Raw genomic sequence first — 12632 nt, 5'->3', positions numbered from 1 at the left:
AGGGGCCCGGTCTTGTCGGGCACGCCTTGCGGTGGGGCGGGATTCCATGAACCCAAGAGAGCAACCCAAAGTCCGGAAGGGACAAGGAGAATCTCAGATGTGGAAATTTCTGACGACGAGCGCAGCGGGCATCTTCGCCGCCGCAGCGATCGCCGGCGCCGCCGTGGCACAGGACCTGCCCGGCGACGGCAAGGAGGTCAAGCTTGCACGCGCCTCGTGGGATACCGGCTGGTTCCAGGCGGAGATCTACAAGAAGGCGCTGGAGGAGCTCGGCTACGATATCGGCACCGTGACCACCCTCGACAATCCGGCCTTCTACCAGTCGGTCGCCCAGGGCGACATGGACCTGTGGGTCAATGGCTGGTTCCCGCTGCACAACACCTATAAGGACGACTTCGAGAGCGGTGCGGAGATCGTCGGCTATGTCGCCGAGGGCGGCGCGCTCCAGGGCTATCTCATCGACAAGAAGACCGCCGAGGAGCACGGCATCACCAACATTGCCGACTTCAAGAAGGAGGAGATCCGCTCGCTGTTCGACGACAATGGCGACGGCAAGGCGGAGATGGTCGCCTGCCCGCCGGGCTGGGGCTGCGAGAAGGTGATCGCCCATCAGCTCGACGCCTATGGCCTGCGTGACTATGTCGAGCCCATCAAGGCGGCCTATTCCGCCTCCATGGCCGACGCCATCGGTCGCTACGAGGAAGGCAAGCCGATCTTCTTCTACACCTGGACGCCGAACTGGACCGTCGGTGTGCTGAAGCCCGGCAAGGACGTCGTGTGGATCGAGGTTCCCGAGCCGAGCCTGCCGGAGGACCAGAAGGATCTCGAGGACGAGACCACCGTCGAGGGTGTCGCGGGCTGTGTCGAGGATCCCTGCGAGATGGGCTGGCCGGCCAATGACATCCGTCCGGTGGCGAACACCGAGTTCCTGAAGGAGAACCCGGCGGTCAAGACGCTGCTGGAGGAGATGCGCATTCCGATCGAGGACATCTTCGCCCAGAATGCGAAGATGAATGCCGGCGAGGACAAGAAGGCCGACCTCGAGCGCCATGCCGCTGAGTGGATCAAGGCGCATCGCGACGAGTTCGACAAGTGGATCGAGGACGCCAAGGCGGCCGCGGCCAACTGATCGCGCCGGTTACGAACCGGATCTCACGGAGCGGGGCCTTTCGGGCCCCGCTTTTTTGTGTCCCGGCCTCTGCCGACTATTGGCCGGTCTCCGACCATATGCCTGCTTTCCAGATGGCGGGATGGCTTTACAATGGCGGGGCCGGTCTCGTCAGGCGGAGGCAACCGGATGGTGGGGGTCGCAAACAGCACGCCGCTGCTCGCGCTCGATGCCGCGGCGCTCGACATGGAGACCACGGGTCTCGATGCGGAGGCCGCGCGCGTGGTCCAGCTCGCCGCGATCCGGGTGCGCGACGGCGCGATCCGGCCCAAAGAGACCTTCGAGACCCTTGTCGATCCCGAAATGCCGGTGCCGGAGAGTTCCACCGCGATCCACGGCATCGCGCCGTCCGACCTCCGCGACGCGCCGCGTTTCGATGCGGTCGCGCTCGATCTGGAGCGCTTTCTCGGCGGTGCGGTGGTGATCGGCCACAATATCGGCTTCGACCTCACTGTCCTGCGCAACGAATATCGCCGGGTCGGCATGAAATGGTATCGGCCGCGCTCGCTGTGCACCATGATGCTCGCGCGGCTGGTCGGCCGCTCGCTCCCCGATTTCTCGCTGGATGCGGTCGCGGCATGGCTCGGCGTCGCCATCGAGGGCAGACACACCGCACCCGGCGACGCACGCGCGGCCGCCGACATCTTCCTGCGGCTGATCCCGCTCCTGCGTGCCGCCGGCATCCGTACGCTCGCGGAGGCGGAAGCCGCGACCCGCGCGCAGGCGGACACGGTCGCGCGCCAGATCGAGGCGGGCTGGGTCGCACCGGTCCGTGCGCGCGGCAATGACCAGGACGCGGCCCTTCGCGCGATAGACAGCTATCCGTTCCGCCACCGCGCCCGCGACGTGATGAGCGCGCCGCCGCTCTGGGCGGAGCCCGGCATGGCGTGCGACGCGGCCGCGCGCGCCCTTGCGGAGAAGGGCGTGAGCGCCTTCTTCGTGCGCGATGCCGCAGGCGATGGCGGCGAGGCCGGCATCGTCACGGAGCGCGATCTCCTGCGCGCGCTCGCCAATCCGGAGATACGGGACCGTACCGTCGGCGGGATCGCCAGCCGGCCTCTCGTCTGCGTGGCGGAGGACGACTTCGTCTACCGGGCCATCGGGACCATGCGCCGCCACGGCATCCGCCATCTCGGCGTGACCGGGTCCGATGGCGGGATCGTCGGCGCGCTGACGAGCACGGACGTGATGCGCGAGCGCGCCGACGAGGCGCTCATTCTGGGCGATGAGCTTGGCCATGCCGAAAGCGTTCCCGCGCTCGGCGCGATCTGGGCGCGCCAGCCGATTGTCGCCCGCAGCCTTCTGGAGGAGGGTGTGCCGGCCCGCGACATCGCCGCGGTCCTCTCCACGGAGCTGCGCATGCTCACGGCCCGGGCGGCGGGGCTGGCCGAGGCGCGGATGCGCGATGAGGGGCGCGGCGGGCCGCCCGTGCCCTATTGTGTGCTCGTGCTCGGCTCGGGCGGGCGCGGGGAGAGCCTGCTCGCGCCCGACCAGGACAATGCCGTGGTCTTCGCGTCCGGCACGCCGGGCAGCGAGGAGGACCGCTGGTTCGAGGCGCTCGGGACCCATATGAGCGACATCCTCCACGAGGTCGGCGTCCCCTATTGCCGCGGCGGCGTGATGGCGAGCAAGGCCGACTGGCGGCACGATCTGGCCGGCTGGCGCGAGACGGTGGATGGCTGGCTGAAGCGCGGCGACTGGAAGGACGTCTGCTATGTGGACATCTTCTACGATCTCCATGCCGTCCATGGCGACCGCGATCTCGCCCGCGCGGTCGCAGAGCATGCCTATGGCCGCGCGCGGCAGGCGCCGGGCTTCCTCAAGCTGCTGGCGGCGGCGGCGACCGACTTCACCGCCCCGCTCGGTCTGTTTGGCGGGATCCGCACCAGAGACGGCCGGGTCGACCTGAAGCGCGGCGGCCTCCTGGCGCTCGTCAGCGGTGCGCGCGTCCTGGCCCTCCGGCACGGCGTGACGGAGCGCTCCACGAGGCGGCGGCTGGAGGCCGTCATGGCGCTCGGCGAGGGCAATGCCGACGATCTCGCCGACGTTGTCGAGGCCCACGAGATCCTGCTCGGCGAAATCCTTGCCCAGCAGCTTCGCGACATGGAGGATGGGATACCGCCGTCGGGGTCGGTGGCGGTGAAGGGGCTCGGGCGCCACGAGACCGCGCGGCTCAAATGGGCGCTGCGCCAGGTCGACGTCATGAACACGCTGGTCGGCGATCCCATGGCGTTCGGCTGAGGCGGACCCGGTGGCAGGCCCTGGGGGCGAAAGGAGCGAGATGCGGCTGGAGCACGACCATTCACGCGAGGCGATTGCGGCGCGGCTCGACCGCAAGCCGCAGCAGAGCTACATCCGCGACTGGGTCTATGGCGGCATCGACGGGGCGGTCACCACATTCGCCATCGTCGCCGGCGTGGTGGGGGCGGAGCTGTCCGCCGGCATCATCCTCATCCTCGGCCTCGCGAACCTCCTGGCCGACGGCTTTTCCATGGCGGCCAGCAACTATTCGGGGACCAAGGCGGACCTCGACGACCTTCATCGCCTGAAGGCCATCGAACGCAAGCACATCAGGCTCGCGCCGGAGGGCGAGCGCGAGGAGATCCGGCATATCCTGAGATCGAAGGGCATTGAGGGCGAGGCGCTCGAGCAGGCGGTGACCGCGATCACCACGAAGGACGAGCTGTGGATCAACACCATGCTGGCGGAGGAATACGGTGTCTCCCCGATGGCGCGTTCCCCGGTCAAGGCGGGCTTCTACACCTTCCTCGCCTTCCTGGTCTGCGGCGCCGTGCCGCTTCTCCCCTTCGCGCTCGGCCTGCCACATGCCTTCGAGTTTGCGCTCGGCGCCACCGCCGCGGTGTTCTTCGGGATCGGCTCGGTGAAGAGCCACTGGTCGCTCGCCGCCTGGTGGCGCTCGGGGCTGGAGACGCTGGTCATCGGCCTGCTTGCCGCCGGCACGGCCTATCTGGTCGGCGCGCTCCTGAAGAATGTGGTCTGATACCAGGTCTCATTGTCCATGAGATTCGGTATGGGGGACTGTCCGGCCATGCGGTGTCACCCTGTCTGTCTGTCCGTGCTATCCCTTGGGCGTCCGGGATAGTGCAGGCAGGGGATTCGATGACCTCATCCGACAGGGCCGGTGGCGGCCATGACGTCCATGTCGAGCTGATTGCCGTCCTCGCCGCGGTGATCGACGAGGAGCCCTGCGTGCTCACCATCGACGATGGGGGGATGCTGCCGTCGGGGCCGTTCGAGCTCGGCCACCGCTCGCTCCAGTCGGGTCTGCGCGCCTGGGTGGAGTGTCAGACCGGCCATCCGCCCGGCTATATGGAGCAGCTCTATACCTTCGCCGACCGCGACCGGATCGGCTCGGGCTGCGGGCGCGTCATCTCGATCAGTTATCTGGGGCTCACGCGGGCCGAGGCGCCGCAGGCTTCTTCCCCCTCGCGCTGGACGCGATGGTACGACTATTTCCCGTGGGAGGACCATCGGACCGGCATGCCCGCCCTCATCGGCGAGGAAATCGCGCCGCAGCTTGCCGACTGGGCGGCGCGCGCGTCCGATGCGACCGGGAGGGCGGAGCGCCGGGAGCGCGCGGCGAGCGTGTTCGGCCTCGATGGCCATGACTGGAACGAGGAGTTGGCCTTGCAGCGCTACGAACTCCTCTACGAGGCGGAACTGGTTGACGAGTCCCGACGCGATGCGGGAGTGCCTGTCGGCGAGGGCCCCGGCCGGGCGATGTTCGCCGACCACCGGCGCATCCTGGCAACCGCCATCGCGCGGTTGCGCACCAAGATCAAGTACCGCCCCGTGGTGTTCGAGCTGATGCCGCCCGTCTTCACGCTGCTCCAGCTTCAGCGCGCGGTCGAGGCGTTGTCCGGCCGGCTCGCGCACAAGCAGAATTTCCGCCGTCTCGTGGAACAGCAGAATCTGGTGGAGGAGACCGGCGAGATGTCGGCCGGCACAGGCGGGAGGCCCGCCAAGCTGTTCCGGTTTCGCCAGGCGATCCACACCGAGCGCACCCTGATGGGCACGCGCCTGCCCGTGATGCGATCTTGACTTATGCTCGTTTGTAGCATAATCCTTTATACTCCAGGCGAGCATAAAGGATCGACCCATGCGCGATGCCTCCGACCAAGCCGATGCGCTCTATGAGCGGGTGCGCCATGTCATCCCGTCCGTCGAATGGCCCGTCCTTGCCGGCGACATCGCCGCCATTCTGGAGCTGAAGCGCCGGCAAAACGCCGTCATCCTCGCCCATAACTACCAGACGCCGGAGATCTTCCACTGCGTGGCCGACATCGTCGGCGACAGTCTGGCGCTCGCCCGCAGGGCCATGGCGGTCAATGCGGACACCATCCTGCTCGCCGGCGTTCACTTCATGGCGGAGACCGCGAAGCTGCTCAATCCGGACAAGACGGTACTCATTCCGGATCTGAAGGCGGGGTGCTCGCTCGCCGAGGCGATCTCGCCGGAGGATGTGCGCGGGCTTCGCGCGCGCCATCCGGGCGTGCCGGTCGTCACCTATGTCAACACATCCGCTGCGGTGAAGGCGGAATCGGATATCTGCTGCACCTCCGGCAATGCCCGCGCCGTGGTGGAGTCTCTCGGCGTGCCGCGTGTCATCATGATCCCGGACGAGTATCTGGCGCAGAACGTCGCGAAGGACACCGATGTCGAGATCGTCTCCTGGCGCGGCCATTGCGAGGTCCATGAGCGTTTCGCCGCACGCGATATCCGCGAGCTGCGCGAGGCCTATCCGGGCGTCACCGTGCTCGCCCATCCCGAATGCCCGCCGGATGTGGTGGCGGAGGCCGATTTCGCGGGCTCCACGGCGGCCATGTCCGACTATGTGGCGCACCGCGGACCCCGGCGCGTCGCGCTCATGACCGAATGCTCGATGAGCGACAATGTGGCGGTCGCCCACCCCGAGGTCGAGTTTGTGCGCCCCTGCAATCTGTGTCCGCACATGAAACGCATCACGCTCGCCGGACTCCGCGATGCGCTCGAGCACAACCGTCACGAGGTCACGGTGGAGCCGCGCATGGCGGAGCGCGCGCGCCGCGCTGTCGAGCGGATGCTGGCGGTATGACGGCGATGGACGCAGGCGGCCGGCCTGTCATTGTCGGCGGCGGCATTGCCGGGCTCCTGACGGCGCTTCATCTGGCGCCGGAGCCCGCAATGCTCGTCACGGCGGGCGCGCTCGGCGAGGAGGGATCGACCGCACTGGCGCAGGGCGGGCTTGCCGCTTCACTCGGCGCGGATGACAGCCCGGACCTCCATCTGGCCGATACGCTTGCCGCCGGCGACGGGCTTGGCGAGCGGCAGGCGGCGCATCTCGTCACGGCGGCCGCGCCGGATGCGCTCGCGACGCTCTCGCGTTTCGGTGTCCGGTTCGACCGGGCGCGGGACGGGCGCCTGTGTCTGGGGCTGGAGGCTGCCCATGGCCGGCGCCGCATCGTCCATGCCGGCGGCGACGGTACGGGGCGCGAGATTGTGCGGGCGCTGGTGGACGCGGTGCGCCGCACGCCGGGTATTGCGGTCCTCGAGCATGCCGAGGCGCGCCGGCTCGTGCTGCGCGATGGCGAGGTTCACGGCGTTCTCGTCGCCTGCGAGGGCGGTGCGGCTGTGCTTTCCACGCGGCGCGTGGTGATCGCGACCGGCGGCATTGGCGGGCTGTTCGCCGACAGCACCAACCCGGCCTCATGCTGGGGGCAGGGCCTCATGCTGGCCGCGCGCGCCGGCGCGGCGCTCGCCGATCTCGAATTCATCCAGTTCCACCCCACCGCGCTCGACGGCCCCGGCCGGCCCATGCCGCTGGTCAGCGAGGCGGTGCGCGGCGAGGGGGCCGTGCTCGTCGACGAGACGGGCGCGCGCTTCATGGCGGATATTCCCGGCGGTGATCTCGCCCCGCGCGATGTCGTGGCGCGGGCCGTGGCGGCGCATCTCGGGGCCGGCCACCGCGTCTTCCTCGATGCGACGCACAGCCTCGGCCCGGCCTTCCCGAAGCGGTTTCCCGCCATTACCCGGGCCTGCCGGGCGCTGGGCGTCGACCCCAGCCGCGAGCCGATCCCCGTGCGCCCGGCCGCCCATTACCATATGGGCGGGATTGCCGTGGACGGGGAGGGCCGCAGCACGGTCCAGGGGCTTTGGGCCTGCGGGGAGGCGGCCTGCACCGGCTTGCACGGTGCCAACCGGCTCGCCAGCAATTCCCTGATCGAGGCGGCGGTCTTCGCGCGCGCCGTGGCCCGGAGCGTGTCGAGCGAGACGGTGGGACCGGCCCGGCCATGCGGCGATGCCCGCCTGCCGCATCGGGCCGACCCGGATGCCGTGCGTCCCGCCGTCTCCCGCGCGCTGGGCGTCGTCCGGCAGGGTGGGGAGATGCAGGCGGCCCTTGCCGGCTTCAGGTCATTGGCGGTCCGCGACGATGCGGCGGCGCTTGCGCTGATGATCGCCGTTGCCGCCTGCCGGCGGCGGGAGAGCCGCGGCGCCCATTTCCGCACCGACTTCCCGCACAGGACCGTGTTCGCCCGTCATTCGTCCCTCACGCTCGGCGAGGCCCTGGTCGCGGCGGGCGCCATCGCGGATGGTGCGCCGGCGGAGATCGTCGGTGTCTAGAGGCTGGTCGAGACCTTTCGCCACGGAGCGGACACAATTGCCGACGATGATCCGGTGCGGGACGCTGGGAAAACCCGCCAGCTTGCTTGCGGCTTTGCACTTCATTGTTTTGTGAATTGTGCTGTGGCCCGGGCGAAGGTTAATTCTTTCATAACGCGCTTGTGCGCAAATGGGTGCCCAACGCAACCGTTTTCAATCGACCCGCAGTCGGGCGGACCGGTCCGATTGCAGACAGGTTGATCGGTCTTGAAGTGATAGAGCGACGGCTTCGCGTCCGGTTGGACGTCGGTCGCTCTGGTCGGGGACTATTCGGACGATGATCGCTCGAGCCGCTGTCAGGCTTGTTCTCTGCGCCGTCATGGTGCTTGTGCTGTCGGGGTGCCTGTTCGAGACGCCGAAGCATCTCAAGCCGCTGTCGGAGGAGTCGAAGGCGCTGCTCGCCGCCAAGGGGCTCAAGGACGGCGCGCCCATGTATGTGCGCGTTTTCAAGCAGGAATCCGCGCTGGAGGTCTGGCTCGGCCGGCCCGACGGCACCTATACGCTGTTCAAGACCTACGAGGTCTGCCGCTGGTCGGGCAAGCTCGGGCCGAAGCTGGTCGAGGGCGACAAGCAGGCGCCGGAGGGCTTCTATATCGTCACGCCCGCCCAGATGAACCCGAACAGCAGCTACTATCTGTCCTTCAATATCGGCTATCCCAACGCCTATGACAAAGCGCACGGGCGCACCGGCATGCACCTCATGGTCCATGGCGGATGCAGCTCGGCGGGCTGCTATGCCATGACGGACGACTCGGTGGCGGAGATCTTCGCGCTCGCCCGCGACGCCTTCGTGGCGGGCCAGCAGGAATTCCCCGTCCATGCCTTCCCCTTCCGCATGACGAGCGCGAACATGGCCGCCCATGCCGGCAGCCAGTGGTACGATTTCTGGCAGAACCTCAAGCAGGGCTACGACTATTTCCAGACCTACAGGCGCCCGCCCGTCGTCGGCGTGGAGAACATGCGCTACGTGTTCTTCCCGAGCCGGGATATGGTTCCGGAAGAGTTCACCGTGACCGCGGCGAGCGCCTCCGGCACGGACGCCGAGCTCGATCCGGCGGCCCCGCGCCTCATCCAGGGCTGGTAGGGCCAACCCGGCACGAGGGATATCCATGCCGTATCTGGCCCGTCTGTTCCGCCTCCTTGTCGTCGCCGCGTGCCTTGCCGGCGCACTCGGCAGTGTTCAGGGCGCGTCCGCCACCATTGCGGCTATGGGTGTCCATCAGCCCGCCGCGACGGACGACGATGGCTGCTGCGGGAGTCAGGCGGCCGATGCGGTCTGCGCCCAGTTCTGCATGCAGCCGGCGGTCGTCCTCGCCGGCGGAGCCGCGGGCCCGGCGGTACCGCGCCATCGCCACGCGATCATGCCCGTCTCGGCGGGCACGGGCCGGCCCGGATCGCCCGATCCCGATCCGCCGCGTCGCTTCATCCTCCGCTGACGCCGTACGATAGACGCTGGATCAGCCGGCTCCCGCCATTCATTGCCGATGGCGGCCGGTCTCAAGGATGAAGCTCACATGACGAACAGACCGTCGCCGGCGCTGACGCGCCGCACCTTTCTCGCCTCCGCCGGGGCCGTCATCGCCGCTGCGGGGGGAGTGTCGCCTCTCCCGGCCGTGCCGCGGGCGCGCGCGGCAGGTCCCCGCGAATTCCGCCTGACGCTGGGCACGGGGTCCGCACGGATCGCGCCCGAACCCTATCCGGAAACGGAGGTGTGGGCCTATAACAGGACCGTCCCGGGACCGGAGATCCGCGTCCGGCAGGGCGAGCGCCTCCGGATCGTCGCGGAGAACGGGCTCGACGAACCGACCACCGTGCACTGGCACGGCATGCGCGTGCCGAACGCCATGGACGGCGTTCCGGGCGTCACGCAGGACGCCATCGCGCCCGGGGACCGGTTCGTCTACGAGTTCGACGCCGTCGATGCGGGCACCTTCTGGTATCACCCCCATCAGCGCAGCTTCGAGCAGGTCGCGCGCGGGCTCTCCGGCGCGCTCGTCGTGGAGGAGGCGGAACCGCTGCGTGTCGACCGGGACGTGACCTGGGTGCTGGACGATTGGCGGTTGACCGAAGAGGCCGCCATCGAGGGGGATTTCGGCAATGCCCACGATGCCATCCATGCCGGCCGCCTCGGCAATACGGTAACGGTCAATGGGCGCATCCCGGACCGGTTCGCGGTGCGCCGGGGCGAGCGGATCAGGCTTCGGCTCGTCAATGTCGCCAATGCGCGGATCTTCGGCCTGGCATTCGCCGGCCACGAGCCCCTCGTCGTCGCGCTCGACGGGCAGCCGGTCGAACCTCATGCGCCGGAGGGCGGCCGGATCGTTCTGGGCCCTGCCATGCGGGCCGACATCGTTCTCGACATGACGGGCCGCACGGGCGAGCGCCATACGGTCACCGACACCTTCTACGAGGGGCTGGAATACCGCCTGACGGATCTCGCCTATGGCGGGGAGGCGCTGCGCGAACGCACGCCCGACTGGCCTGTCGCGCTTCCCGCCAATCCGCTCGCCGAGCCCGACCTCGACGCCGCCGAACGCCACGAGGTGGTATTCAATGGCGGCATGATGGCCGGCATGCGCATGCAGGGCGCCGACGGACGCGAGGCCGGGTCCATGATGGCCATGATGCGCGAGGGATCCTTCTGGTTCATCAATGGCAAGGCGGCGACCGGAACGGATATGGAACCGGTCCTGACACTGCGCCGGAACCGGTCCCATATCATTTCCATGGTCAACCGGACCGGCTGGTACCATCCCATGCATCTCCACGGACATTCCTTCCGCGTGATCTCGCGCAACGGCGTGCCGACGGCGCGCCGGGAATGGCAGGACACGGTGCTGGTGGGACCGGAGGAACGGGTGGAGGTCGCGCTGGTCGCCGACAATCCCGGCGACTGGATGTTCCATTGCCACATACTGGAGCATCAGGCCGCCGGCATGATGGCCGTTATCCGGGTCGCCTGACGGCGTGTCTCAGAGAGGCCAGACGGCGAGGATGGTGGGCACGCCGACGAGGATGACGAGGATCTCCAGCGGCAGGCCCATGCGCCAGTAGTCGCCGAAGCGGTAGCCGCCGGGTCCGAGAATGATGGTGTTGTTCTTGTGGCCTATGGGCGTGAGGAACGCACAGGAGGCGGCGACCGCGACGGCCATCAGGAACGGGTCCGGATTGACCCCGAGCCGGTTGGCGATGTCGACCCCGATGGGTGCGGCGATCAGCGCGGTCGCCACATTGTTCAGCACATCCGACAGGGTCATGGTGACGACCATCAGGATGACCAGGACGGCGACCACCGGCAGGCCGGATGTGACCGAGACGATGGCTTGCGCGATGAGCGACGTGCCGCCCGACTGTTCGAGCGCGGTGCCGAGCGGGATGAGCGAGCCGAGCAGCACGATGACCGGCCATTCCACGGCGTCGTAGACCTGGCGTGCGGGCACGATGCGCAGGAGGATATAGGCCGCCACGCAGGCGGCGAGCGCGATGGGCAGATAAACGAGGCCGATGCTCGCCGCCGCGATGGCCGCGGCGAACAGGCCGACCGCGATCCATGCCTTCTGGCGCTGGGCGACCTGAAGTCCGCGCTCGGCGAGCGGCAGGCAGCCGAGCCACAGGACGACCTCCTGAAGCCGCTCCTGGGGGCCGAGCAGCAGGAGGATATCGCCGGGCTCGATGGCGAGATGGCGCACCCGCTCGCGGAACCGCGTGCCCTGCCGGGAGACGCCGAGCAGCGTGATCCCTTGCCGGTAGAGCAGGCGCAGGTCGGCGGCCGAGCGCCCGGCGATACGCGCGCCCTCCGGCACCACGACCTCCATCATCGACAGGGTCTCGCCGATAAGGCCGTCGTGTTTCTCCGTGCCGGCATATTTGAGGTCGAGCGCGCCGGCGAAGGATTCGATGGCGTCCGGCCCCGCCTCGAGCACCAGATAGTCGCCGGCCCGGATCGTCTCGTTGCGGGCATAGCCGGCGAGGCGCTTGCCCCGGCGCACCAGTCCCAGAATATTGACGTCGGCCTCTTCGGCATCCTCGAGAAGGTCGCGCACGCGCTTGCCCACGGCGGCCGTGTCCTTCGGCACGCGGGCCTCGGCGATATAGCCTTCCAGGTTGCCCAGCTCTTGGGCGACATTGCGTTCGGTGCGCGCCACCGGGATGAGCCGCCAGCCGACCAGGGTGACGAAGAGCACGCCGACCACGGCGACGGCCGCCCCGACGGGGGCGAAGTCGAACATGGAGAAGGGCGCCCCGAGCGCGCTCTCGCGGAAAGTCGCGATGACGATATTGGGCGGGGTGCCGATGAGCGTGACCATGCCGCCGAGGATCGAGGCGAAGGAGAGCGGCATCAGGGTGAGCGCCGGGCTGCGCTTGGCCTTCACCGCCGCCTGTATGTCGACCGGCATGAGGAGGGCGAGCGCGGCGACGTTGTTCATGACGCCGGAGAGCGCGGCGGCGACACCCGACATGATGCCGATATGGACGCTGAGCTTGCGGGAGCTGTCGACCACATGGCGGGCGACGATCTCGATGGCGCCCGAATTGGACAGCCCGCGCGAGACGACGAGCACCAGCGCGATGATCACGGTTGCGGGGTGGCCGAAGCCGGAGAAGGCCTCTTCCTTCGGCACAACGCCGGCGAGGAGTGCGACGACCAGCGCGGAGAAGGCGACGACATCGTAGCGGATCCGGCCCCAGAGGAGCATGCCGAGCACGCCGGCTATGATCGCAAACAGGATGATCTGGTCTGTGGTCATGAGCCGCGGACGGAACGGGGACGGGCCGGGTGATCCGGAGGCGCGTAACGATGCCG

10 protein-coding genes are annotated in these 12632 nt (G+C 68.6%); 9 read left to right on the top strand and 1 reads right to left on the bottom strand.

Features of this window, described 5'->3' with window-relative positions; all coding sequences use genetic code 11:
* The first annotated feature begins 97 nt into the window (after nucleotides 1-97).
* From proX to HW532_RS10420, 9 genes are all read left to right on the top strand, one after another.
* The gene (gene proX / locus HW532_RS10460) at nucleotides 98-1129 is read left to right on the top strand and encodes a glycine betaine/L-proline ABC transporter substrate-binding protein ProX (protein WP_213164307.1); all 1032 of its coding nucleotides are present in this window, start codon (nucleotides 98-100) and stop codon (nucleotides 1127-1129) included.
* 168 nt (nucleotides 1130-1297) lie between these two features.
* The gene (locus HW532_RS10455; protein WP_213164306.1) at nucleotides 1298-3409 is read left to right on the top strand and encodes a DUF294 nucleotidyltransferase-like domain-containing protein; all 2112 of its coding nucleotides are present in this window, start codon (nucleotides 1298-1300) and stop codon (nucleotides 3407-3409) included.
* 40 nt (nucleotides 3410-3449) lie between these two features.
* Nucleotides 3450-4169 carry a VIT1/CCC1 transporter family protein gene (locus HW532_RS10450; protein WP_213164305.1) on the top strand — a complete coding sequence of 240 codons (720 nt, stop codon included), beginning with the start codon at nucleotides 3450-3452 and terminating at the stop codon, nucleotides 4167-4169.
* A gap of 119 nt (nucleotides 4170-4288) precedes the next feature.
* Complete coding sequence (locus HW532_RS10445; RefSeq protein ID WP_213164304.1) at nucleotides 4289-5230, top strand: NUDIX hydrolase; 942 nt, start codon at nucleotides 4289-4291, stop codon at nucleotides 5228-5230.
* A gap of 58 nt (nucleotides 5231-5288) precedes the next feature.
* Nucleotides 5289-6263, top strand: coding sequence for a quinolinate synthase NadA (nadA, locus tag HW532_RS10440; protein ID WP_213164303.1), 975 nt, complete (start codon nucleotides 5289-5291; stop codon nucleotides 6261-6263).
* Nucleotides 6260-7789, top strand: coding sequence for an L-aspartate oxidase (locus HW532_RS10435; RefSeq protein WP_213164302.1), 1530 nt, complete (start codon nucleotides 6260-6262; stop codon nucleotides 7787-7789). Before nadA ends, HW532_RS10435 begins: the two co-directional genes overlap by 4 nt.
* 316 nt (nucleotides 7790-8105) lie before the next feature.
* Nucleotides 8106-8912: a L,D-transpeptidase family protein gene (locus HW532_RS10430; RefSeq protein ID WP_213164301.1), complete on the top strand. Its 807-nt coding sequence runs from the start codon at nucleotides 8106-8108 to the stop codon at nucleotides 8910-8912.
* A gap of 25 nt (nucleotides 8913-8937) precedes the next feature.
* A complete protein-coding gene (locus HW532_RS10425) occupies nucleotides 8938-9264 on the top strand; it encodes a hypothetical protein (RefSeq protein WP_213164300.1) in 327 nt (108 codons plus the stop codon).
* Nucleotides 9265-9342: 78 nt separating this feature from the next.
* Complete coding sequence (locus HW532_RS10420) at nucleotides 9343-10791, top strand: multicopper oxidase family protein (protein ID WP_213164299.1); 1449 nt, start codon at nucleotides 9343-9345, stop codon at nucleotides 10789-10791.
* A gap of 9 nt (nucleotides 10792-10800) precedes the next feature.
* On the opposite strand, the gene HW532_RS10415 is transcribed toward HW532_RS10420, so the two are convergent.
* A complete protein-coding gene (locus HW532_RS10415) occupies nucleotides 10801-12576 on the bottom strand; it encodes an SLC13 family permease (RefSeq protein ID WP_213164298.1) in 1776 nt (591 codons plus the stop codon).
* Nucleotides 12577-12632: the final 56 nt, after the last annotated feature.

The organism is Kaustia mangrovi (assembly GCF_015482775.1).
Classification (GTDB): domain Bacteria; phylum Pseudomonadota; class Alphaproteobacteria; order Rhizobiales; family Im1; genus Kaustia; species Kaustia mangrovi.
The sequence above is the reverse complement of the archived record's forward strand: the minus strand, read 5'-3'. Positions and strand labels throughout refer to the sequence as shown.

What these genes read in the sequence shown, in the direction of transcription:
- HW532_RS10445 (WP_213164304.1), top strand. Translation starts at nt 4,289, where the DNA reads ATGACCTCATCCGACAGGGCCGGTGGCGGCCATGACGTCCATGTCGAG.
- HW532_RS10455 (WP_213164306.1), top strand. Translation starts at nt 1,298, where the DNA reads ATGGTGGGGGTCGCAAACAGCACGCCGCTGCTCGCGCTCGATGCCGCG.
- HW532_RS10415 (WP_213164298.1), bottom strand. Translation starts at nt 12,576, where the DNA reads ATGACCACAGACCAGATCATCCTGTTTGCGATCATAGCCGGCGTGCTC.
- HW532_RS10450 (WP_213164305.1), top strand. Translation starts at nt 3,450, where the DNA reads ATGCGGCTGGAGCACGACCATTCACGCGAGGCGATTGCGGCGCGGCTC.
- proX (WP_213164307.1), top strand. Translation starts at nt 98, where the DNA reads ATGTGGAAATTTCTGACGACGAGCGCAGCGGGCATCTTCGCCGCCGCA.
- HW532_RS10420 (WP_213164299.1), top strand. Translation starts at nt 9,343, where the DNA reads ATGACGAACAGACCGTCGCCGGCGCTGACGCGCCGCACCTTTCTCGCC.
- HW532_RS10430 (WP_213164301.1), top strand. Translation starts at nt 8,106, where the DNA reads ATGATCGCTCGAGCCGCTGTCAGGCTTGTTCTCTGCGCCGTCATGGTG.
- HW532_RS10425 (WP_213164300.1), top strand. Translation starts at nt 8,938, where the DNA reads ATGCCGTATCTGGCCCGTCTGTTCCGCCTCCTTGTCGTCGCCGCGTGC.
- nadA (WP_213164303.1), top strand. Translation starts at nt 5,289, where the DNA reads ATGCGCGATGCCTCCGACCAAGCCGATGCGCTCTATGAGCGGGTGCGC.
- HW532_RS10435 (WP_213164302.1), top strand. Translation starts at nt 6,260, where the DNA reads ATGACGGCGATGGACGCAGGCGGCCGGCCTGTCATTGTCGGCGGCGGC.